Consider the following 22,426-nt stretch of genomic DNA (forward strand, 5'->3'; position numbering starts at 1 on the left):
GCCGGCGGCGGCGTTCACCGGGTGGCGTCCTGCCAGGCGCAGCGGGCGAGGGCGTACCGGTCGAGGAGGGCCCGGACGGGGATGAGGACGTACTCCGCGCCGACCCGGGCGACCGCCTCGGTGAGCCGCTGCTCGGCCCGCTGTCGGGCCCGTCGGGCCGCCCAGCGGATCACCGGCCGGGTCACCGCGGCCACCAGCAGACCGGCGAGCAGCCCACCGAGCAGGAGCACAGTCGGCAACGGTGCCTCCCCCACCCGGGGATAGTCCAGCGCCGGCAGACCCAGGGCACGCAGCGCGTAGCCGAGCACCAGCCAGCCGAGCCCGGCCACGGCGGCGAGGGTGACCAGCCACTGGAGGGCACCGACCAGCCGCCACCAGAACGGCCGGCGGTCCATGCCCAGGTCGGTGCCGGCGACCGCGCCGTCCAGCGCGTCCGGCAGGTCGCCCAGCCGGGACCGGGCGGCGGCGGTCACCGCGGCCGGCCAGGGTGCCGGGAGTTTCTCGCCGGACCGGTCGCCGACGGCGCGGATGGCCAGCCCGAGGGCGGACTGCTGAGCGGCTGTCGGGTCGGGCACGGAGGTGGCAGCGAGCACGGGCTCCGCCGGGCGCTGCGGATCGGTGGTCGGGCCGGGCAGGTGCAGCCGGTGCAGCGGGTCGGGGCGCAGTTTGCGCCAGCCGCGTACCAACGGCCAGCCGGTGGCCCCGCCGGCCCGGTGCCGGTACGCCCCCTCGACCGCGGCGGCCACCGCCGGCACCCCGGCCGACTCGGCCAACGCCCGGTCCAGGGCGCGGACCGTCGCGGCGTCCGGGACGTGCCCCGGGGCTTCGACGGCGACCAGTTCGCCCAGGGACGCCGCCACCGTGTCGGCGTCGCCGGAGAGCCGGCGCAGCGCGGCCTGCCGGTCCGACACCGCCCGTTCCAGCGCCTCCCGCAGCCCGGTCATCCCGTCCGGCTCGACCGCCGTGGTGGCCAGCAGCGGCACCCCGTCGAGCCCGTCGACGTCGAGCAGCCGGCGCAGGTCGGCCAGCACCCGGGGCAGCTCGGCCGGGGGCAGCCGGTCGGCCTGGTTGAGCACCACCACCGTCACGTCCCGGTGCCGGTGGAACTCGCGCAGGTAGCTGTTGTGGATCACCCGGTCGGCGTACTTCTGCGGGTCGACCACCCAGACCACCAGGTCGACCAGGCCGAGCAGCCGGTCCACCTCCAGTCGGTGGGACCGCTGCACCGAGTCGAAGTCGGGCAGGTCGAGCAGGATCAGCCCGTGCAGGGCCGACTCGTCGTCGCCGTCGAGCGCGCTCTCCCGGACGAACCGGTGCCGGGGCAGCACCCCGACCCAGTCGAGCAGCCGGTTGCCGCCGTCCAGCGGCCCCCAGACGCAGGCGTGCGCGACACCGGTGGTGGGCCGGCGCACCCCGACCGGGGAGAGTTCCATCCCGGCCAGGGAGTTGAACAGGCTGGACTTGCCGCTGCCGGTGGCGCCGGCCAACGCCACGACGGTGTGGTCCCGGGACAGCGACAACCGGGTGCCGGCCCGCTCGACCAGGGTGTGCGCGCCGACCAGCCGGGTGTCGGGCACCTCGCCGTCGACCGCGTCGAGGAACCGGCGGATCGCGTCGAGGCGGGCCACCAGCGCGTCGGCGTCGACCCGCTGGTCACCCCGGAGCGCCTCGCGCATCCGACCGACGATGTTGGTCACCGGGTGCCGTCCTCGGAGGTCGGGGTCGGGATCGGTAGGGCCTGGCCGGTCTGGCCGGCGAGGCCGCTGTGGTGCCGGGCCAGCTCGACCCGGCCGCCGGCCCGGCGCAGCGCCGCGCCGACCTCCGCACCGGGTCGGGCCCCGTCGGTGCGGGCCAGGTAGCGGGCCGCCTCCTCGTCCAGCAGCGCGCGGACCCGTTCCAGCAGGTCACCCCGGGCCTTCGCGGCGAGGGTACGCACCGCCTGGTCGCCGAAGATCGCCTGGAGTACGGCCTGCGCGGCGACGGTGGTGCCGGCCCCGGTGGCCACCTCCAGCCCGGTCGGGATGAACGCGGTGGAGGCGAAGACGGCGATCATCACGGCCAGCCCGGTGGCGTTGACCGCGTACGCGGCCGTCCGGGCCACGAACCGCCGGTCGCCGCCCTCCTCCCGCACCAGCTCCAGCACCCCGCGCTGCCAGTCCCGGACCAGCCGCTCGGCCCGCTCGGGCAGGTCGGCCGACGGGTGCGCCAGCGGCGGGTCGAGTAGCGCGGCCCCGGCCGGGTTCGCCTTCCAGGCGGTGTACGCGTTCTCCGCCGCCTCGGAGGCGACCCCGCGCAGCAGGGTGACCAACTGTGACTCGATGGCGTTGCGCAGGTCGGTGGCGGGGGTGGCGGGCCGGCCGGTTACCGCGGCGACGACCCGGTCGCGCAGCCGGCCGATCCGGGCCTCCAGCGTCCGGAAGAACTCGCCGGTGCCGACGAACTCCTGCCAGCGGGCGAGGACCTCGCCGCGGAGCAGCCGGCCGTCCTTCAGCCCTTCGGCCACGGTCCGGTGCGCGCCCTGGTAGGCGGCCCGGACCCGGTCGTCGAGGGCGTCGGCGGCGACCATCTGCTCGTCGGCCGCGTCGGCGAGCATCTCCACCGTCGGGTGCAGTGAGGCGAGTGCGCCGTCGAGGGTCTGCCGGACCACGGCGGCCCGGGCCTCGGCGTCGGCGGCGAGCCGGGCGAACCAGGTGCCCAGCGGTGCGGTGACCCGGTCGGGCAGCAGGCCCTGGCCGTCGACCCAGGTCTCCGGCAGGACGAACAGCGGTGCCGCGCCCAACTCCTGGGCGGCGAGCATCTCGGACAGGTGGGCGGCGATCTCGTCGGCGGCCTCGGGGGGCACCCGGTCCAGCACCATGGCGATCGCGGCACCCCGGGAGCGGGCGGTACGCAGCAGCTCCCACGGGACGGCGTCGGCGTACCGGGCGGCGGTGGTGACGAAGAGCCAGAGATCGGCGGCGGCGAGCAGTTGGCCGGCGAGGGCCCGGTTGGCGTCGACCACCGAGTCGATGTCGGGGGCGTCGAGGAAGGCCAGCCCCGGGGGGAGCGCGGGCGCGGTGACCAGGTGCAGGGTGCCCGGATCCTCGCTGGGTTCGTTGGTGCGGGTCAGGCCGGGCAGCAGCTCACCCTGGCGGAACCAGGCGGCGTCGGCGGGGTTGCAGACCAGCACCGGGGAGCGGGTGGTGGGGCGGAGCACGCCGGCGGCGCTCACCCGGGCCTGGACCAGGCTGTTGACCAGGGTCGACTTGCCCGCGCCGGTGGAGCCGCCGACGACCACGAGCAGCGGGGCGTCGAGCCGGGCCAGCCGGGGCAGCAGGTAGTCGTCGAGCTGGTCGGTCAGCGCCCGGCCGGTGTGCCGGGCCGGCTCGGCCGAGGGCAGCGCGAGCGGAAACCGGGCCGCGCCGATCGCGGCCCGCAGGCCGGTGAGGGCGGCGGGCAGGCCGTCTCCGGTGGGGCCGGGCGGCGTCTCGTCGGTCTCCGACGGCCCGGTGCGGGCGGCGACGGTGGGCGCGCCGGACCGGGTGGCGGGATCGCCGTGCGTCGTCACCGCTAAAGCGTGCCCGACCGATGCAACAGAGACAACCGGAGGGTAGTAACGGTCGGGTTGCGTCGGGTCGGCTCAAGTCGACTTGCGCTTTGGCGATCGCGTGGCACTATTGAGTCAAGTTCACTCAACTTGTGGTGTGGTCGCTGCGGGCGGCCCTCCCGGGCAGGCCCTCCGACCTGCCCACCCGTAACGAAGCGAGGAAGCGAAGATGGCACGTGCGGTCGGTATCGACCTCGGCACGACGAACTCCTGCGTCAGCGTTCTCGAGGGCGGTGAGCCCACCGTCATCGCCAACGCTGAAGGCTCGCGGACGACCCCGTCGATCGTCGCGTTCGCCCGTAACGGCGAGGTGCTCGTCGGTGAGGTCGCGAAGCGCCAGGCGGTGACCAACCCGGACCGGACCATCCGCTCGGTCAAGCGGGAGATCGGCACCAACTGGACCGTCGACATCGACGGCAAGAAGTACACCCCGCAGGAGATCTCGGCGCGCACGCTGATGAAGCTCAAGCGGGACGCCGAGGCGTACCTGGGTGAGCAGATCACCGACGCGGTGATCACCGTTCCCGCCTACTTCAACGACGGGCAGCGGCAGTCCACCAAGGAGGCCGGTGAGATCGCCGGCTTCAACGTGCTGCGGATCGTCAACGAGCCGACCGCGGCGGCCCTGGCGTACGGGCTGGACAAGGGCTCCAAGGAGCAGACCGTCCTCGTCTTCGACCTGGGCGGCGGCACCTTCGACGTGTCCCTGCTGGAACTGGCCGAGGGCGTCGTCGAGGTCAAGTCGACCAGCGGTGACAACCAGCTCGGCGGTGACGACTGGGACCAGCGGATCATCGACCACCTGGTGAAGACGTTCCGCGGCGAGCACGGCATCGACCTGGGCCAGGACAAGATGGCCCTCCAGCGGCTCCGCGAGGCGGCCGAGAAGGCCAAGATCGAGCTGTCGGCGGCCACTACCACCAACATCAACCTGCCGTACATCACCGCCGGCGCGGCCGGCCCGCTGCACCTGGACGTGACGCTCAGCCGCGCCGAGTTCCAGCGGATGACGCAGGACCTGCTGGACCGCTGCAAGGGCCCGTTCGAGCAGGCCGTGAAGGACGCCGGCATCAAGATCTCCGACGTCGAGCACGTGATCCTGGTCGGCGGCTCCACCCGGATGCCGGCCGTCACCGACCTGGTCAAGCAGCTCACCGGTCGCGACCCCAACAAGGGCGTCAACCCGGACGAGGTCGTCGCCGTCGGCGCGGCCCTGCAGGCTGGCGTGCTCAAGGGTGAGGTCAAGGACGTCCTGCTGCTCGACGTGACCCCGCTGAGCCTGGGCATCGAGACCAAGGGCGGCATCTTCACCAAGCTCATCGAGCGCAACACCACCATCCCGACCAGGCGCTCCGAGGTCTTCACCACGGCCGACGACAACCAGCCGTCGGTGCTGATCCAGGTGTTCCAGGGCGAGCGCGAGATCGCGGCGTACAACAAGAAGCTCGGCACCTTCGAGCTGACCGGCCTCCCGCCGGCGCCGCGTGGCGTGCCGCAGGTCGAGGTCGCCTTCGACATCGACGCCAACGGCATCGTCAACGTGCACGCCAAGGACCTGGGCACCGGCAAGGAACAGAAGATGACGATCACCGGCGGCTCCTCGCTGCCGAAGGACGACATCGAGCGGATGCGCCGCGACGCCGAAGAGCACGCCGACGACGACAAGCGTCGCCGCGAGGAGGCGGAGGCCCGCAACGTGGCCGAGGCGCTCCAGTGGCAGACCGAGAAGTTCCTCGCCGAGAGCGGCGACAAGCTGCCGACGGAGAACCGGGAGCAGCTCAACGAGGCCCTCGGCGAGCTGCGCGGCGCGCTCGGCGGTCAGGACATCGAGAAGATCAAGGCGGCCCACGAGCGGCTCGCCCAGGTCTCCCAGCAGGCCGGTTCGCTGCTCTACGCGCAGCAGGCCGAGCAGGGGGAGCAGCCGGGCGCGGCAGGTCCGGGCGCGGGCGCCGGTGCCGGCGCGGGTGCCGGTGCCGCCGGGGCCCCGAAGGCGGGCGGCCCGGACGACGTGGTCGACGCGGAGATCGTGGACGAGGACAAGAAGTGACGGTCCGTGCCGGACACGAACTCACCGCACAGGGATCGAGGTAGTCGTATGACGGAGAAGCCACGAGTCGCCGACCCGGGCGCCTCCGGGTCGACGCCGGGTGGCTCCGAGCCCGCCGACGACGGGCCGCGGGTCGTCATCCGGAACAACCGCAAGCTGGGCAGGACCGAGGAGCCGCCCGCCGCCGCCGACGCCGGGGCGGACGCCCCGGCCGAGGGGCTGGTCGAGGAGGCCGAGGTGATGGTCGACGAGATCGAGGCCGAGGCGACCGCGCTCGACGGGCCGGCACCGACCGGTCCGCCGGTGGTGGACGCCCCCGCGCAGCCGGTCGACGACAGCCCGACCGGCTCGCCGCTCGGCGCCGAGCTGGAAGCCCTCCGGGCCGAGCTGGACGAACGGACCCGGGACCTGCAACGGGTGTCGGCGGAGTACGCCAACTACCGCAAGCGGGTGGACCGGGACCGGGGCGTGGTCCAGGAGCAGGCGACCGGCTCGGTGCTCGCCGCGCTGCTGCCCATCCTGGACGACCTGGACCGGGCCCGGGAGCACGGCGACCTGGTGGGGCCGTTCGGCACGGTGGCCGAGCAGCTCACCACGGCGCTGGGCAAGTTCGGCCTGACCCCCTTCGGCGAGAAGGGCGATCCGTTCGACCCGACCCGGCACGAGGCGGTCGCGCACCAGACCTCGCCGGACGTGGACGAGCCCACCTGTGTCCAGGTGATGCGCCGGGGCTACCTGCTCGGTGAGCGGCTGCTGCGGCCGGCCATGGTCGCGGTCGCCGACCCGCAATAGTGCACGGCCATCCGGTCGCCCCGCCCACCCTCACCCGGTGGGCGGGGCGACCGGGCCACATCTCACGGAAGGGGGTGGACCGGTGAGTTCCAAGGACTGGATCGAGAAGGACTTCTACGCCACGTTGGGCGTGGAGAAGTCCGCCTCCTCAGACGAGATCAAGAAGTCGTACCGGAAACTGGCCCGGGAATCGCACCCGGACCACAACCCCGGTGACCCGAAAGCCGAGGAGCGGTTCAAGGGCGTCTCCGAGGCGTACGCGGTGCTCGGCGACGACACCAAGCGCCGCGAGTACGACGAGATGCGCTCGCTGTTCGGCTCGGGCGCGTTCCGTCGGGGCGCGCCCGGCACGGGTCAGCCCGGCGGTGCCCCGTTCGACGTCTCCGACCTGTTCGGCGGCGGTGGCGGGGACACCCGGTTCGGTGGTGGCGGCTTCACCGACCTGTTCAGCTCGATCTTCTCCGGCGGTGGTGCCGGTGGTGCCGGTCCGACGCGGGCACGTGGCCCGGCCCGGGGCCGGGACGTGGAGACCGAGGTGGCCCTCGACTTCGGGGACGCGGTGCGTGGTGTCACCCTGCCGTTGACGCTGCGCGCGCCCGGGGTCTGCGACACCTGCCACGGCAACGGCGCGAAGCCCGGCACCCAGCCGACCGCCTGCCCGGTCTGCCACGGCGCCGGGGTGACCACCCGGGACCAGGGGTCGTTCAGCTTCTCCGAGCCGTGCCGCAACTGCCAGGGCGTCGGCACGGTCGTCGAGGAGAAGTGCCCCGAGTGCCACGGCACCGGCGGGGTCACCAAGACCCGCACGTTGAACGTCCGCTTTCCCGCCGGGGTGGCCGACGGGCAGCGGATCAGGTTGGCCGGGCGGGGCGAGCCGGGTCAGCGGGGTGGGCCGGCGGGCGACCTGTTCGTCCAGGTGAAGGTCCGCCCGGACGACCTGTTCGGGCGTACCGGTGACGACCTGACGCTGGCCGTGCCGATCACCTTCGCCGAGGCGGTGCTCGGCACCGACCTGCGGGTGCCCACGCTGGACGGCGCGGTGACCCTGCGCGTGCCGCCGGGGACCCCGTCCGGTCGGGTGCTGCGGGCCCGGGGCAAGGGTGTGGTGCGTCGCGACGGTCAGGCCGGTGACCTGCTGGTCACGTTGGACGTGGTGGTGCCGGCGACGGTGTCGGACGAAGCCCGGGCGGCGCTGGAGTCGTTCGCCGACGCGACGCCGCCGGCGGCCCGGGAACATCTCGACGCGCGGGTGCGTCGGGTCGGTTGACCGGTTGACGGGTGCGGAGGTGAGTGGAGATGTCGGACGGGTTCGTCGGTTCGGGTGACGCCGCCTACGAGGCCAAGGTGCTGATGATCTCGGTCGCGGCACGGATGGCGGGAATGCACCCGCAGACGTTGCGTCAGTACGACCGGCTCGGCCTGGTGCAGGCCGGTCGGGCGGCCGGTGGCGGGCGACGCTACAGCGTGCGGGACGTGGTCCTGCTGCGTGAGGTCCAGCGGCTCAGCCAGGACGAGGGTGTCAACCTGGCCGGGGTGAAACGGATCATCGGGCTGGAACGCCTGGTGGAGCAGGCCCAGCAGCGGGTGGCCCGACTGGAGGCGGAGCTGGACGCCGCCTACCGCCGGATCGCCGAGCTGGAGACGCTGGCCAGCGGTTTCTCCCGGGGTGACCTGGTGCCGACCAGTCGCACCTCCACGGCGCTGGTGGTCTGGCGTCCCCGCCGCACCCCCGACCGCTGACCCTGGCCCGGCCCGCCGGGTCGGCGGTGGTCTGCGGTCGGGGTTTTCCGGCGGTGGGTGGTCGTTCCGGCTAGCCTGTTGTCAGGTCCAACCAGGTCAATTCGGACTCCGACGGCGGGGGGAACCGTGGCGGAATCGGCGAAGAAAGTGGCCCGGCAGGCGGAGGAGCGGCTCAACAAGGTGGCCGAGAACGTCCGGGAGAAGTTCGACCGGGTCACCGAGGGCAAGTTCTCCGACACGGTGAAGAACGGCAGGTTCGCCGAAGGGGCCGACCCCGGGGCGGACCGGGAGCGGACCGGGGAGAAACGCCGCAACCAGGGCGGATCGGCACGCTGACGATCCGTCGACGTGCGGGCCGGGACCCACGGGGGGTCCCGGCCCGTTCGCCGTCCGGCTGCGGGTGCGCCGCCGGTCAGCCGAGCCGGCGGTTGTCCCGGACCAGGCCGCCCTCGCACCAGTCGTGGTAGGTGAAGAGTTCCTGCCGGGCCAGCAGCGCCCGACTGTTGTACGCCCAGTTGCGCATCAACTCGTCGCCGTCGCGCTCGGCCTGCTCCACCAGTTTGCGGAAGCGACGCTTGGGGTGGGCGCGGAAGTTCGTCCGGATGCCGTCGGCCGCGTAGATGTAGAGGCAGTGCAGGGCGAAGCGGCGCGCGGGGCAGGCCGGGTCCAACGCCAACTCGAACAGGGTGAGCACCAGGTGGTCGCCGGAGACCAGCAGGTCCCAGTCTTGTGGCAGCGAGGTCAGCGGCACCGAGTCCGGCTGGTACGCCCAGGCCCGTAGCTCCCCCGGCGACGGGTCGACGGGGTTGGCGAAGCCGTGGAACGGCGGATCCTGCACGCTCACCGGCAACCTTCCGCTCACATCCACGGGGTGCCTCCGTCCGCCCGCGGGACCCTGTCCTGCTGGGGCGCAACGCTAGCCGCCGCTGCCCGGCCGGCGGAAGACCCCGCCGGGAGCAATTCGGCAACGGAGGCCCTGGCCAGGCCACCTGTGTGAGGGGCCTGGCCAGGCGGTTCTCAGTCCGTGGCGGGTACCGGCTGGGGCTGTCGGGCGGCGATCCGTCGACGCAGCCTCTGCTTGAACCAGCGCATGTCGGGCAGGCGGGCGAGCATCGGACCGGTGATCACGGTGATCAGCACGTACGCCGTGGCGAGCGCCGCCAGTTTGGGTTCGACGGTGCCGGCGGCGACGGCCAGACCGGCGATGACGATGGAGAACTCGCCGCGCGGCATCAACGCGAAGCCGGCCCGCCAACGGCCCGGTTCGGCGATGCCGGCCCGGCGGGCCGCCAGGTAGCCGGTGAGCAGCTTGGTCCCCATGGTGACCACGGCCAGCACGATCGCGGGCAGCAGCACCGGCGGCATGTCCCGGGGGTCGGTGACCAGGCCGAAGAAGACGAAGAAGACCGCGGCGAAGAGGTCCCGCAGCGGGGAGAGCAGTTCGGTGGCGTGGTGCGCCACCGGCCCGGACAGGGCGATGCCGACCAGGAACGCCCCGACGGCGGCGGAGACCTGGAGCCGGGCGGCGATGCCGGCGACCAGCAGGGTCAGGCCGAGCACCCCGAGCAGCAACGCCTCCGGGTCCTTCGCCGACAGGGCGGCGGAGATCAGGTGGCCGAAGCGGATGGCGACGACCAGCACGATCACCACGGTGAACACCGCGACACCCAGCGCGATCCCACCCTTGACCAGGCCCACGCCGGCCAGCAGCGCGGTCACCAGCGGCAGGTAGAGCGCCATCGCCAGGTCCTCGATGACCAGCACGGAGAGGATGACCGGGGTTTCCCGGTTACCGACCCGGCCGAGGTCGCCGAGCACCTTGGCGATCACCCCGGACGACGAGATCCAGGTGATGCCGCCGAGCACCACGGCGGCCACCCAGCCCCAGCCGAGCAGCAACGCGAAGCCGAAACCGGGCAGGGCGTTGAGCGCCGCGTCGATCAGGCCGGCCGGGGCCGCCGAGCGCAGGTTGCCGACCAGCTCGTTGGCGCTGTATTCCAGGCCGAGCATGACCAGCAGCAGGATGACGCCGATCTCGGCGCCGACGGCGAAGAACTCCTCGCTCGCGGCCAGCGGGAGCAGGCCACCGTGCCCGAAGGCGAGCCCGGCGAGCAGGTAGAGGGGGATGGGGGAGACGCCGAACCGGCGGCTGAGCCGGCCGAGCAGCCCGAGCAGAAGCAGGAGCGCGCCGACCTCGATGAGCAGTGTGGTGGTTTCGTGCATACGCCTCAGCCGTCCGGGTCACTGTCGGCGAGGATGGCTGTCACCCCGTCGAGACCCTGCCGGGTCCCGACCACGACCACCACGTCACCGGCCGCGAAGCGGAAGGTGGGATCGGGCGAGACGTTGACCTCGCCCTGCCGGAGCACCGCCACGATGGAGGCGCTGGTGCGGGTACGTGCCTTGGTGTCACCGAGCCGCTTGTTGACGTACTTCGACCCGGCCGGGATGGCGATCTGCTCGGTGAGCAGCCCGGCCGCCTGCTCGCGCAGGCCGGAGAGCTGACCCAGCATCAGCGACGCGCCGAGGATGTCGGCCAACGCCTCGGCCTCGTCGTCGGTCAGCGGGATGTCATGCTGGCAGGAGTCGGGATCGTCCGGGTCGTAGAGGACCAGGTCGCGGCGGCCATTGCGGTGGGAGACCACACCGAGCCGGCGACCGGACTCCGTCATCAGATCATGACGTACGCCGATTCCGGGTAGGGCGGTCTGTTCGACACGTACTCGCACGGACGCGAGGCTATACCCTGCGCCCAAGCTGGGCCCGTTGGACGTCTGTGCTGCTGGCGAGCACTTTCCGGCAGGCACCGGCTGTGCTCGCCGGCTCGCCGGTCGGTAACCGCGACCCGCGCTGCGGGATCAAGGGGTGGTTCTGCGCGGTGTGACGTAGGTTCCCTTGCCCTGATGACCTTCGATGAGGCCCTCCGCCTGAAGGATCAGCAGTGCGGAGCGCACGGGCTCGGCGGAAACCTCGTAGTGCGCGATCAACTCACGCAGGGACGGCAACTTGTCGCCTGGCGTGTACTCGCCGGAGGCGATCTTGTCGCGGATGTCCTGGGCGATGCGCTGACGGTCGGAAACTCGGGGCATGGCGGCAACTCCTGGTAGGCCCCAAGATCCTCCCATGGCAGCACACGGCCCGCCAAGACTTCGCGTGCTTTGCATGGTGAGTGGTTGTCTTCCAATGCTTTGCATTGTATGTTGCTTCGGCGGGGCCATCAGCGGAAAGCCTGGTAGGCAAACCGGCCTCCGGTTGGCATCCGTGGGCTGGCACGACTGGGCCAGAAGATGCGTCAGTCGTGCCAGCCCTGAGATCGACATGGGCCGCGTCGGCGGCGTCCATGCGAAAGCGGCCCTGTCGTCGTACTGCCGAAGTGGGCTGCGACGGCAGGGCGGGCAGCCCGGCCGAACCGGCAGCGCGGCCGGGCTGCCCTTCCAGCACCGCGACACCGAGCCGTCCAGCGAAGGAGCGCCATGGGGTACGAGTCGCCGCACCCACCGTCGAAGCTCGACCTTGGTCAACTCAGGTGGGGCGATATTGCGGTGTCCGAGCCATCGCTATACCGCCATTGGGCCGATACTGCTTCGGCCCGCCCGGGGTGGCGTGAGCCGGGTCGGGCGGGTGGGGAGGCATGACCGGGCGGTATGTCGTACACCTGCCGGTGGTCGCTGCGGACCTGGCGCGGGCCAAGATGCTCGCCCGGACGGCGGCCCGCTCGCTGGCCTTCCTCGCCCACGTCGACCCCGGCGAGACCACCGTCTCCGCCGAGGATGATCAGGGGGTACGCCACCGGGTCTTCTGCGACAACCGGCTGGACAGTGGTCGGCGGTGCGTGCTCCGGGCCGACCACGAGACCCCCTGCGCCGCCCGCCTGCCCCGCTGACTCCTGAGCGGAGGTGGGCGAGGCGGGGTGGAGTGCGGCAGGGTGCGGTGGGTCAACTGAGGTGGGCCGGAGTTCGTCGGCCGACCTCGAACGAGAGTTTGTGACGCGAGTCACATAGCGAGAGTTGAGCGGAATAGGCTCAACTCTGGTGGTGTCTCTTACTAGTGGACACGCCGATCCCGGGGGAGCCCATGAACACGGAACGACTCACCACCAAGAGCCGCGAAACCATCACCGGTGCCGTCGCGCTGGCCAACCAGCGTGGTCACGCCACCGTGGAACCCTGGCACCTGCTGTCGGCACTGCTCGACACCGACGGTTCCACCGCTGCCGGCCTGCTGCGCGCCGCGGGTGCCGACCCCGCCGAGCTGCGCCGGGTCGCCCAGCGCGCGGTCGACGCGCTGCCCGCAGCCCGTGGGTCCAGCATCGCCGAGCCCACCCTCGCCCGCGAGTTCGTCAACGCCATCGGGGCCGCCGAGCAGATCGCCCGGCCGCTCGGCGACGAGTACACCTCCACCGAGCACCTGCTGGCCGGTCTGGCCCGGGTGGGTGGCGCGGTGTCCAACGCGCTGAAGTCGGCTGGGGCCACCGAGGAGAACCTGGTCGCCGCGTTCCCGACGGTGCGGGGCGGGGACCGGCGGGTCACCACCGCCGACCCGGAGCAGACCTACCAGGCGCTGACCAAGTACGGCGTCGACCTCACCGCGAGCGCCCGCGACGGCAAGATCGACCCGGTGATCGGCCGGGATTCGGAGATCCGCCGGGTGATCCAGGTGCTCTCCCGGCGTACCAAGAACAACCCGGTGCTGATCGGCGAGCCCGGCGTCGGTAAGACCGCGATCGTCGAGGGCCTGGCCCAGCGGATCGTGGCCGGCGACGTGCCCGAGTCGCTGCGCGACAAGAAGCTGGTCTCGCTCGACCTCGGCGCGATGGTCGCCGGGGCGCAGTACCGGGGGCAGTTCGAGGAACGGCTCAAGTCCGTCCTGGAGGAGATCAAGAACTCCAACGGGCAAGTCATCACCTTCCTCGACGAGCTGCACACCGTGGTCGGCGCGGGCAAGGGCGAGGGCTCGATGGACGCCGGCAACATGCTCAAGCCGATGCTGGCGCGCGGCGAGCTGCGGATGGTCGGCGCGACCACCCTCGACGAGTACCGCGAGCACATCGAGAAGGACCCGGCGCTGGAGCGTCGGTTCCAGCCGGTGCTGGTCGGCGAGCCCACCATCGAGGACACCATCGGCATCCTGCGCGGCCTCAAGGAACGCTACGAGGTGCACCACGGCGTCCGGATCACCGACGCCGCCCTGGTCGCCGCCGCGTCGCTGTCCGACCGGTACATCACCGACCGGTTCCTGCCCGACAAGGCGATCGACCTGGTCGACGAGTCCGCGTCCCGGCTCCGGATGGAGATCGACTCCCGGCCGGTCGAGGTGGACGAGATCGAACGGGCGGTCCGCCGGCTGGAGATCGAGGAGATGGCGCTGGCCAAGGAGCCCGACGCCGCCTCCGCCGAGCGGCTGGAGCGGCTGCGTAAGGAGCTGGCCGACAAGCGCGAGCAGCTCACCGCCCTGTCCGAGCGCTGGCAGACCGAGAAGAGCCACATCACCAAGCTCTCCACCGCCAAGGAGGAGCTGGAACGCCTCGGCGGCGAGGCCGAACGGGCCGAACGCGACGGCGAGCTGGAACGCGCCGCCGAGCTGCGCTACGGCCGCATCCCGGCGCTCAAGGCCGACCTGGCGCGGGCCGAGGAGGAACTCGCCCGGCTCCAGGCCGACGGCGCGATGCTCAAGGAGGAGGTCGGCGCGGACGACATCGCCTCCGTCGTCGCCTCCTGGACGGGCATCCCGGCCGGCCGGCTGCTGGAGGGCGAGACCGCCAAGCTGCTGCGGATGGAGGAGTCGCTGGGCGGCCGGGTCGTCGGCCAGGCCGAGGCCGTCGGTGCCGTCTCCGACGCGGTACGCCGGGCGCGGGCCGGCGTCGCCGACCCGGACCGCCCCACCGGCAGCTTCCTGTTCCTCGGCCCCACCGGCGTCGGCAAGACCGAGCTGGCCAAGGCGCTCGCCGAGTTCCTCTTCGACGACGAGCGGGCCATGGTCCGCATCGACATGAGCGAGTACGGCGAGAAGCACTCCGTCGCCCGCCTGGTCGGTGCCCCGCCCGGCTACGTCGGCTACGAGGAGGGCGGGCAGCTCACCGAGGCGGTGCGCCGCCGCCCCTACTCGGTGATCCTGCTGGACGAGGTGGAGAAGGCCCACCCGGACGTCTTCGACATCCTGCTCCAGGTGCTCGACGACGGTCGGCTCACGGACGGTCAGGGTCGTACCGTCGACTTCCGCAACGCGATCCTGATCCTCACCTCCAACCTGGGGTCGTCGGTGATCAGCGACCTGACGCTCGCCGAGGAGCAGCGCCGGGAGGGGGTGCTCGCGGTGGTCCGCTCGCACTTCAAGCCGGAGTTCCTCAACCGGCTCGACGACATCGTGGTCTTCGCCGCGCTGCGCGGGGACGACCTGCGGTCGATCGTCGACATCCAGCTCACCCGGCTGCGTCGGCGCCTCGGCGACCGCCGGCTGGCGTTGGACGTCAGCGACGCCGCCCGGACCTGGCTCGCCGAGCACGGGTACGACCCGATCTACGGTGCCCGCCCGCTGCGCCGCCTGGTCCAGTCGGCCATCGGCGACCAGCTCGCCAAGGCCCTGCTGGGTGGCGTGATCCGGGACGGCGACACGGTACGGGTCGACCTGTCCGACGACAAGAACGCCCTCACCGTCACCTCCACCTGACCCCCGCCCCCGCCGCCCCTCCCCCTCCCGCCCTCCCTCCCGCCCCGGTGATCAAGAGGTTTACGTCACGAGAGCGCTTTCCCTCGACGTAAACCTCTTGATCACCCCCCGCCCCGGCCTTCCTGCGCCGGTGATCAAGAGGTTTACGTCACTGGGAGCGCTCTCTGGTGACGCAAACCTCTTGATCACCGCGGGCGGGTGAGAGCTGCGTGCGGTTGGGCGGAGGCTGAGTGCGGTTGGCGAGAGCTGAGTGCGGTTGGGCGGAGGTTGAGTGGGGGCGGGGTGGGTCGAGTGGGGGGTGGGGCGGGTTGGGTGGGGGTGGGGTGGGTGGTCAGGGGTGGGGCGGGGAAAGGAGAGGGGCATGTTCGGGATGCGGAAGAAGAGCGGCGACCCGGAGCTGGACGCCGCCGTGCGGGAACTCGCCGGGGCGGACACTGTCGCCTTTGGCGGGGTGGGGTTCGCCGGCACGCTGCTGCCGGTGACCGAGGCGTACCGACGGGTGGGGGAAGCGTTCGCGCAGCGCCCCCGGCAGGCCCGTGAGCAGGTCGACTGGCTGCTGCGGCACGGCTCGCCGGCCGGCCGGGCGTACGCGGCGACGCTGTTGGAGGGGGTCGATCCGGCGGCGGCCCGGGATGCCTGGGCGGCCCTACGCGGCATCGACGACGAGTTCACCACCTTTGCCGGCTGCACGATGGGCAGCACCACGCTGGGCGGGTACGCGGCGGACCGGCTGGCTGGTCAGCACACCGACGATGACACTCGGTAGCTGACTGTTTACTCAGGATTCGCTGAGTTTCCCCAGGTGCGCGGGGTGCGCGGGGTTGTTACCGTCTCCGCCGATGCACTTGGGGAGGTGGTCGGGGTGAACGGTTCGGTCGCGTACGTCGTGGCAACGTTGGGATGTCTGATCGGGGTCGCCGGGATCGTGGTGGCGGCGGTGGCTTTCAGCCGGAGTCGGAAACCGAACCGGCCGACACCGGCGAAGGACCCGTTCCGCGACACCGACTCCGACGCGCTGCGCGGGGACCCCCGCAAGCTCAAGCCCGGCGACATCGTCGAGATCCGTGGGGTGTCCTACGCGGTTCGTGGCTCGGTGCACCTGGTCGAGGGCGGCTGGAGCTGGGCCGAGCACCTGCTGGACACCGTCGAGGGCGACAAGCGCTGGCTCTCCGTCGAGGAGGACCCGGACCTGGAGCTGGTGCTCTGGACGGCCGAGCCGGCCGCCACGATCACCCCGGGCGCACCCACCCTCGACTTCGCCGGCCGCCGCTACTCCTGGGAGGAGTCCGGCCAGGCCCGCTATTCGGCCACCGGCAGCACCGGCCTCGACCCGTACGGCACCGTCCGCTACCAGGACTACCGGGGCCAGGGCGGCGAGCGGCTCTCCTTCGAGGCGTACGGGGACGCCGGCTGGGAGGTGGGCCGGGGCGAGCGGCTGCACCGCGCGGACGTGATGGTGTACCCGCAGTCCGGCCCGGGGGGGTCCTGATCGTGCTGGTCAGCCTGGACACCCCGTACGTCGACACCTGCGCCGCCGACCTGAGCCTGGCGCTCGGTGGCCCGGAACGCCCCGCCCTGCACATCCGTGACGTGACCCTGCCCGGCGGCGTACGGCTGCGGCTGCGCCTGCTCGGCGCGTCCCACCAGGTCGTCCTCACCACCCCGACCGGGTTCACCACCCCGGCCGCTTCGACCGGGCTCGCCGACGCGGACATCCCGACCGGGCTCGGCACCCCGGCCGCTCCGACCGGGCTCGGCACCCCGGCGGCTTCGACCGGGCTCGCCGACGCCGACACCTCGACCGGGTGGGCCGACGCGACGGGTCCGGCAGCGGCGGGTGGGCTGGTCGAGACGGTCGCCTGCCTGCCCGGTCGGCCCCCGCACCTGCCCGGCGACCTGCACGACGAGGCGGGTGGCTACCGGTTCACCGCGACCGTGCTGCGCCCCGCCGAGGGGGAGCTGCACACCCGGATCGCCGCGCTCCGCGCCGACCTGGCCGACGACCCGTACGCCCTGGTCGGGGTCTTTCCGGGGGACCCGGACGCGGTCACCGCGCTGGCCGTACGCCCCGACGCGCCGGACGGCACGGTGGGCTGGCGCACCTGGCACGCGTACCCCCAGACCAACGAACTGGTCCTGACCGAGACGGTGGTGGACCTTCTGCGAGCCCCGCAGTCGCGAACGGAGGAGGCACCGTGAGCGCGAGGAGTGAGCCGGTTCTGCGAGCCCCGCAGTCGCGAACGGAGGAGGCACCGTGAGCGCGAGGAGTGAGCCGGTTCTGCGAGCCCCGCAGTCGCGAACGAAGGAGACACCGTGACGTACCGACGTTGGTTCGTGGTGGGGGTGGCGTTCGCGGTCGTCGGCGCGCTGGTCGCCGCCTTCGCGATCTTCTACGGCAACTTCTCGCCCCGGGGCTACATCGAGGACCGCTACACCCGGGCGGCGGCCCGGGACATCGGGCGGGACGCCGTCGCGTACACCTCGAACCGGACCCCGAGCCAGGTGGCGGACGACGTCACCGGTGCCTGGAAGCCGGCCGACCAGTACGTCGACGGCAGCGGCGTCTACCTGCGCTACGACGACGACTCGTTGGTGATCCTGCCGATCGCCGCCGGCTCGCTGATCCTGCTGGAGCGGATGCGCACCGCCTACCCGCGTTACCACTCGACGGTGGGCAGCCACTGGGGTTGGGGTCGGGGCAGCACCGTGCGTGGTGGCGGCCCCGGCTCCGGCAAGTGACGCGTATCGATCCCGACCGAACGAACCCCTGGAGCACGCTGTGCAGAACCTGGTCACCGACCTGCTGGTCACCCTCGCCTACGGGGTGGTCGGTGTCGTCCTGATGGCCGTCGGCTACGTGCTGGTGGACGTGGCCACCCCGGGCAAGCTCCACGAGCTTATCTGGACCGAACGCAACCGTAACGCCGCGCTGCTGCTCACCTCGAACCTGGCCGGCGTCGGCATCATCGTGGTGGCCGCGATCGCCGCCAGTGAGGACGACTTCCTGCTCGGCCTGGTCGGTTCCGCCGCGTACGGGATCGTCGGCCTGGTCATCATGGCCCTGGCGTTCGTGCTGCTCGACGCGTTGACCCCGGGCAAGCTGGGCACGCTGCTGGTCGACCAGCAGCCGCACCCGGCGGTCTGGGTGTCGGCGATGGTGCACCTCGCCACCGGCGCGATCATCGCCGCCGCCATCAGCTGATGACCACGGCGAAGCAGCCGGCGAAGCCGAAACAGAACGCGGGTGCCTGGGTCGTCTGGATCGTCCTCGGCCTGGTCGTGGTGGTCTGCGTGGGCAGTAGCCTATTCAACCGGGACTCCGGCGGCACCGACGTCCCCGCCCCGGCGGCCGACGAGCGCGCCGACACCGTGCCGCTGCTCGCCCAGGCGACCGCCAGCCAGGGCATCTGCTACGGCTGGCGGCTGGAGGAGTCGTTCCTCTCGCCGGTGAGCGTCGGCTCCAACCTGGGTGACGGGGTGGCGGTGGAGGAGGACGACCGCTGCCCGCGCTGGGTGCAGGTCCGCGCCCGGATCACCTACACCGCGGAGAGCAGCGAGAGCAGCGACTCGGCGACCATCACCGTGACCGGCTCGGGCGACTTCTCCCGGGCCGACCTCTACGCCGTGCAGACCGGTCTGACCCGGTTCGGCCTGCACGAGGACGTCTTCGTGGACGACCCGGGCTGGGCGATCTGCCGCGCCGCCGTGGCTTTGCCGCTGCTGGTCGCCGAGACGGGTGCGGCACCACCGGCGGCCACCCCGACCGCCGACCCCGGCGCGGTGGCGGCCCCGCTGCCGGACACCGGCAGCGACTTCTGGCGGGACCGCTGGGGTACGGTGCTGGCCGCCGCCGGCCTGCTGCTGGTCGCCGTCCTGTTGATCACCGTCGGGTTCGTCCAGCGCGGCCGGCAGCGGGCGGCGACGCCGGCCGGGCGTTTCCGGGGGGCGCGGTGACCACGGTCGACGACACTCCGGCGGTCCGGCCGCGCTGGCGGTGGGCCCGCGCGTCGGTGCTGCTCGCGGTCTTCGTCTGCGCCGCCTGCGGCCTGGTGTACGAGTTGGCCCTGGTCGCGCTCGGCAGCTACCTGATCGGCGACACGGTCGGGCAGGCGTCGATCGTGCTCGGCGTGATGGTCTTCGCGATGGGGATCGGGGCGCTGGTCGCCAAGCCGTTGCAGCCCCGGGCCGCCGCCGCGTTCGCGGTGATCGAGCTGACCCTGGCCCTGCTCGGCGGCCTGTCGGTGCTCGGCCTCTACGCCGCGTTCGCCTGGCTCGACCTGTACGGCCCGGCGCTGGTCGGCACCGCGTTCGTGCTGGGTCTGCTGATCGGCGCGGAGATCCCGCTGCTGATGGTGATGCTGCAACGCATCCGGGAGCAGGCCGCCGGCAGCGCGGTCGCCGACCTGTTCGCCGCCGACTACGTCGGCGCGCTGCTCGGCGGGCTCGCCTTCCCGTTCCTGCTGATCCCGGTCTTCGGTCAGCTCAAGGGCGCGTTGGTGGTCGGCGCGGTGAACGCGGTGGCCGGCCTGGCCCTGGTCTGCACGGTGTTCCGCGCCGAGCTGAGCCGCCGGGCCCGGCTCGTGCTGGGCGCCGGCTCCGTGGTGGTCGCCCTCTGCCTGGGGTACGCCTGGGTCACCGCCGCCGACTTCGAGGTGACCAGCCGTCAGCAGCTCTACCGCGACCCGGTGGTGCACGCCGAACGCTCCCGCTACCAGGAGATCGTGCTGACCCGGTCGGTTCGCGAGGTCGGCCACTCCGTCACCGACCTGCGGCTGTTCCTCAACGGCGATCTCCAGTTCAGCTCGATCGACGAATATCGCTACCACGAGGCGCTGGTGCACCCGGCGATGCGTGGCCCGCGCGGTGAGGTGCTGGTCCTCGGTGCCGGCGACGGTCTCGCGGTCCGCGAGATCCTGCGCTATCCGGACGTGCGCCGGGTGACCGTGGTCGACCTCGACCCGGCGGTGGTGGCGCTGGCCCGCTCCGAGCCGCAGCTGCGCGCGCTCAACGGCGGTTCCCTCGACGACCCCCGGGTCCGGGTGCTCAACACCGACGCCTTCGGCTGGTTGCGGACCGCCGGCGAACGCTTCGACGTGGTCGTCGCCGACCTGCCCGACCCGGACGAGACGGCCACCGCCAAGCTCTACACCGTCGAGTTCTACGCCCTGATCCGTTCGGTGCTCGCCGAGGGCGCCCGGCTGGTGGTGCAGTCCGGGTCGCCGTACTTCGCGCCCCGGTCGTACTGGTCGATCGAGGCGTCGGTACGCGAGGCGGGCTTCGCCACCGTGCCGTACCACGTCGACGTGCCGTCGTTCGGTGACTGGGGGTTCGTGCTCGCCGCGCCGGGCGGGACCCCGCCGCCCCTGGAGTTACCGGCCGACGCGCCCCGGCTGCGTTTCCTCGACCCGGGGGTGCTGCGGGCGGCGGCGGCCTTCCCCGCCGACCGGGGCCGCCTGGACGTGCCCTCCTCCACCCTGTTGCGGCCCAGGGTGCTCGACTACGCCCGCAGCGAGTGGCGCGGCTACTAGCCTCGGACTGATGTCACCGTCGCTGCGCCGCCGGCTGCCACCGCGTGCGGTGGACGCTGCGGCGTACCTGCAGGCGTTCGTGCTGTCCGGGGTGGCGACGGTGCTGGTCACCCGGGCGTTCCTGCACGCCACCGGCTACCCGCAGCTCGGCGGCGGCGGCCTGCACATCGCGCACGTGCTCTGGGGTGGCCTGCTGATGACCGTCGGCCTGGGCGTCGCGCTGATCTTCCTCGGTGGGGCCGCCCGGATGGCCGGCGCGGTGCTCGCCGGGGTTGGTTTCGGGCTGTTCATCGACGAGGTCGGCAAGTTCGTCACCGCCGGCACCGACTACTTCTACCGGCCGGCCGCCGGGATCATCTACGCCGTGTTCGCCCTGCTGGTGGTGATCACCCAGGCGCTGCGCGAACGGATCCGGCTGACCCCCGGCGAACGGGTGGCGAACGCGTTGGACGTGATCGTCGGCGGGGTCGGCCGGGGGTTGACCGACCGGCGCAGGGTGGCCACCCTGCGGCTGGTCCGGGGTGCCGGCCCGGAGGTCGAGTCGGCGGTCTCCGCGCTGCTGGACGTGGTGCCGCGCCGGGAACCACCGCCACGGCGGTTCTGGCAGCCCTGGGTGGCCCGGCTGCGCGGCGCGCTGCTCCGGCTGACCGCCCAGCGTTGGGTGGTCCTGCTGGTGGTGGCCTACCTGGTCATCGAGCCGGTGGCGACGGTGGTGGCGGTCACCACCGAGGGGGTGACCGGCGAGCTGGACCAGCTCGGCGAGTGGGGCGCGGTGCTCGGGGTGTCGGCCTCGGCGGTGGTCGCCGGGGTGCTGAGCATCCGCGCCGCGTTCCTGCTCCGCAACGACCGGCGGGCCGCGTTCCGGCTGTTCAAGCTGGCCCTCCTGGTCGACCTGCTGTTCGGGCAGATCTTCAACTTCACGGTCAACCAGTTCGGCGCGGTGACCGGGCTGGCGGTGGACCTGCTCCTGCTCGGTGTGGTGACCGCCGAACACCGCCGGTTGGTACGCGAGTCGTGACCCGGGGAAGCGCCCGCCTGATCCGCTTCGGTCGCGGCCCCGCGCCCGGCCGATGGATGATTCGGCAGGTCGATCATCGGGTACGGCTCCGTCGTAGCCGGTACGACGGGACTGCGGACGTTACCGTGGTGCGGTGATCTAGGAAGGAGAATCATGGTCGATTCCCACAGCACGCCCGCCCGGACCCGTCCGGGTCTGGTGACGCTCTCCAGCTATCTGCTGATGTTCTTTGCGGCGCTCCAACTGATCGGGCTGATCCTCACCCTCGCGATCAGCGGCAAGCTCCGCCAGGCGTTCGAGGACGCGTTCGAGGGGACCGCGAGCGAGGTCGAGGGGCTCGGCACCGCCGTCGTGGTCTTCGCCGTCGCCGCGTCCGCCATTCTGCTGCTGATCGCGCTGGCCCTCGTCGTCCTGGCGATCTTCAACAACCGGGGCAAGAACGGCAGCCGGATCGCCACCTGGGTGGTCGGCGGCATCATGGTCTGCTGCGTCGGTGGTGGACTGGTCAACGGTTCCGCCGGTTTCAGCGGTTCCGCCGGCTCCGGCTCCGGCAACGCGCCGAGCGCCGAGGAGTTGGAGCGCAGCATGAACGCCGTGCTGCCCTCCTGGTACAACCCGGTCAGCACCCTGCTCGGCGTGCTCAGCCTGTTGGCCCTGCTGGCGGCGCTGATCCTGCTCGCCCTGCCGAAGTCCAACGAGTTCTTCCGCAAGCCCAAGGGCGGCTGGGAGCCGCCGGTTCCCGGTGCCGCCTACCCGGCCACCCCGGGCTACCCGGCCACCCCCGGTTACCCGGCCACCCCGGGTTACCCGGCGACGCCGGACTACCCGCAGCCCGGCACCCCCGGCCAGCCCGGTGCCCCCGGACCGTCGTCGACCCCGGGTCAGCCCGGCCCGTCGGCGTCCACCCCGGGCGTGCCGGATCAGCCGCAGCCGTCCGACGGCCAGTCCTGGCAGCCGCCGTCGGGTGGGGAGCCGGACCGGCCCGCCGGAGGCAGCGGCCCGGACGACCCGCAACGCCCCGCCGGCAGCTGACGGGCGCGTAACAGCGA

General features: G+C 72.5%; 21 protein-coding genes and 2 pseudogenes. 17 read left to right on the plus strand and 6 right to left on the minus strand.

The window, feature by feature from the left end; all coding sequences use genetic code 11:
* Window positions 1–14: 14 nt before the first annotated feature.
* Window positions 15–1,697, minus strand: a complete 1,683-nt coding sequence (locus AB0K25_RS02435) for a GTPase (protein ID WP_363817915.1) — start codon at window positions 1,695–1,697, stop codon at window positions 15–17.
* The gene (locus AB0K25_RS02440) at window positions 1,694–3,547 is read right to left on the minus strand and encodes an ABC transporter (RefSeq protein ID WP_357532789.1); all 1,854 of its coding nucleotides are present in this window, start codon (window positions 3,545–3,547) and stop codon (window positions 1,694–1,696) included. The genes AB0K25_RS02435 and AB0K25_RS02440 overlap by 4 nt, the downstream gene beginning before the upstream one ends.
* A gap of 208 nt (window positions 3,548–3,755) precedes the next feature.
* Between AB0K25_RS02440 and dnaK the strand changes: the two genes are divergently transcribed.
* The 5 genes from dnaK (at window position 3,756) to AB0K25_RS02465 (ending at window position 8,501) form a co-directional block, all read left to right on the plus strand.
* Entirely contained in the window at window positions 3,756–5,633 is a 1,878-nt protein-coding gene (dnaK, locus tag AB0K25_RS02445) for a molecular chaperone DnaK (RefSeq protein ID WP_219465519.1), read from the plus strand.
* Window positions 5,634–5,681: 48 nt separating this feature from the next.
* A complete protein-coding gene (gene grpE / locus AB0K25_RS02450) occupies window positions 5,682–6,425 on the plus strand; it encodes a nucleotide exchange factor GrpE (RefSeq protein WP_219465520.1) in 744 nt (247 codons plus the stop codon).
* A gap of 82 nt (window positions 6,426–6,507) precedes the next feature.
* Complete coding sequence (gene dnaJ / locus AB0K25_RS02455) at window positions 6,508–7,692, plus strand: molecular chaperone DnaJ (RefSeq protein WP_219465523.1); 1,185 nt, start codon at window positions 6,508–6,510, stop codon at window positions 7,690–7,692.
* 29 nt (window positions 7,693–7,721) lie between these two features.
* Window positions 7,722–8,165 carry a MerR family transcriptional regulator gene (locus AB0K25_RS02460; protein WP_219465524.1) on the plus strand — a complete coding sequence of 148 codons (444 nt, stop codon included), beginning with the start codon at window positions 7,722–7,724 and terminating at the stop codon, window positions 8,163–8,165.
* Window positions 8,166–8,291: 126 nt separating this feature from the next.
* On the plus strand, window positions 8,292–8,501 hold the full coding sequence (locus AB0K25_RS02465) for a hypothetical protein (protein WP_219465525.1): 210 nt from the start codon (window positions 8,292–8,294) through the stop codon (window positions 8,499–8,501).
* 76 nt (window positions 8,502–8,577) lie between these two features.
* Here AB0K25_RS02465 and AB0K25_RS02470 read toward each other — a convergent pair whose 3' ends face one another.
* From AB0K25_RS02470 to AB0K25_RS02485, 4 genes are all read right to left on the minus strand, one after another.
* The gene (locus tag AB0K25_RS02470) at window positions 8,578–9,009 is read right to left on the minus strand and encodes a hypothetical protein (RefSeq protein ID WP_363817920.1); all 432 of its coding nucleotides are present in this window, start codon (window positions 9,007–9,009) and stop codon (window positions 8,578–8,580) included.
* Window positions 9,010–9,182: 173 nt separating this feature from the next.
* The gene (locus AB0K25_RS02475; protein WP_219465527.1) at window positions 9,183–10,388 is read right to left on the minus strand and encodes a cation:proton antiporter; all 1,206 of its coding nucleotides are present in this window, start codon (window positions 10,386–10,388) and stop codon (window positions 9,183–9,185) included.
* Window positions 10,389–10,393: 5 nt separating this feature from the next.
* Complete coding sequence (locus AB0K25_RS02480) at window positions 10,394–10,894, minus strand: TrkA C-terminal domain-containing protein (RefSeq protein WP_088641912.1); 501 nt, start codon at window positions 10,892–10,894, stop codon at window positions 10,394–10,396.
* A gap of 129 nt (window positions 10,895–11,023) precedes the next feature.
* Entirely contained in the window at window positions 11,024–11,254 is a 231-nt protein-coding gene (locus AB0K25_RS02485) for a winged helix-turn-helix domain-containing protein (RefSeq protein ID WP_363817924.1), read from the minus strand.
* 542 nt (window positions 11,255–11,796) lie between these two features.
* Between AB0K25_RS02485 and AB0K25_RS02490 the strand changes: the two genes are divergently transcribed.
* From AB0K25_RS02490 to AB0K25_RS02545, 12 genes and pseudogenes are all read left to right on the plus strand, one after another.
* Complete coding sequence (locus AB0K25_RS02490) at window positions 11,797–12,048, plus strand: hypothetical protein (protein ID WP_363817927.1); 252 nt, start codon at window positions 11,797–11,799, stop codon at window positions 12,046–12,048.
* Between the two features lie 191 nt (window positions 12,049–12,239).
* A complete protein-coding gene (gene clpB / locus AB0K25_RS02495) occupies window positions 12,240–14,831 on the plus strand; it encodes an ATP-dependent chaperone ClpB (protein WP_219465531.1) in 2,592 nt (863 codons plus the stop codon).
* 361 nt (window positions 14,832–15,192) lie between these two features.
* Window positions 15,193–15,597: a hypothetical protein gene (locus AB0K25_RS02500; RefSeq protein WP_219465533.1), complete on the plus strand. Its 405-nt coding sequence runs from the start codon at window positions 15,193–15,195 to the stop codon at window positions 15,595–15,597.
* A gap of 96 nt (window positions 15,598–15,693) precedes the next feature.
* Window positions 15,694–16,320: a DUF4178 domain-containing protein gene (locus tag AB0K25_RS02505; protein WP_219465534.1), complete on the plus strand. Its 627-nt coding sequence runs from the start codon at window positions 15,694–15,696 to the stop codon at window positions 16,318–16,320.
* Window positions 16,321–16,322: 2 nt separating this feature from the next.
* Window positions 16,323–16,496, plus strand: a pseudogene (locus AB0K25_RS02510) (DUF2617 family protein); the annotation flags it as partial.
* A gap of 177 nt (window positions 16,497–16,673) precedes the next feature.
* A pseudogene (locus AB0K25_RS02515) lies at window positions 16,674–17,030 on the plus strand (DUF2617 family protein); the annotation flags it as partial.
* Between the two features lie 114 nt (window positions 17,031–17,144).
* Window positions 17,145–17,570 carry a DUF4247 domain-containing protein gene (locus AB0K25_RS02520; protein WP_208565302.1) on the plus strand — a complete coding sequence of 142 codons (426 nt, stop codon included), beginning with the start codon at window positions 17,145–17,147 and terminating at the stop codon, window positions 17,568–17,570.
* Between the two features lie 40 nt (window positions 17,571–17,610).
* Window positions 17,611–18,033, plus strand: coding sequence for a DUF350 domain-containing protein (locus tag AB0K25_RS02525; RefSeq protein ID WP_219465535.1), 423 nt, complete (start codon window positions 17,611–17,613; stop codon window positions 18,031–18,033).
* On the plus strand, window positions 18,033–18,785 hold the full coding sequence (locus AB0K25_RS02530; protein ID WP_357532798.1) for a hypothetical protein: 753 nt from the start codon (window positions 18,033–18,035) through the stop codon (window positions 18,783–18,785). Before AB0K25_RS02525 ends, AB0K25_RS02530 begins: the two co-directional genes overlap by 1 nt.
* On the plus strand, window positions 18,782–20,359 hold the full coding sequence (locus AB0K25_RS02535; RefSeq protein WP_363817933.1) for a polyamine aminopropyltransferase: 1,578 nt from the start codon (window positions 18,782–18,784) through the stop codon (window positions 20,357–20,359). Before AB0K25_RS02530 ends, AB0K25_RS02535 begins: the two co-directional genes overlap by 4 nt.
* A gap of 34 nt (window positions 20,360–20,393) precedes the next feature.
* Window positions 20,394–21,377 carry a hypothetical protein gene (locus AB0K25_RS02540; RefSeq protein ID WP_219470515.1) on the plus strand — a complete coding sequence of 328 codons (984 nt, stop codon included), beginning with the start codon at window positions 20,394–20,396 and terminating at the stop codon, window positions 21,375–21,377.
* 153 nt (window positions 21,378–21,530) lie between these two features.
* On the plus strand, window positions 21,531–22,409 hold the full coding sequence (locus AB0K25_RS02545; RefSeq protein WP_208565306.1) for a hypothetical protein: 879 nt from the start codon (window positions 21,531–21,533) through the stop codon (window positions 22,407–22,409).
* The last annotated feature ends 17 nt before the right edge of the window (window positions 22,410–22,426 follow it).

Source organism: Micromonospora sp. NPDC049257 (assembly GCF_040678915.1).
GTDB lineage: Bacteria > Actinomycetota > Actinomycetes > Mycobacteriales > Micromonosporaceae > Micromonospora > Micromonospora antibiotica.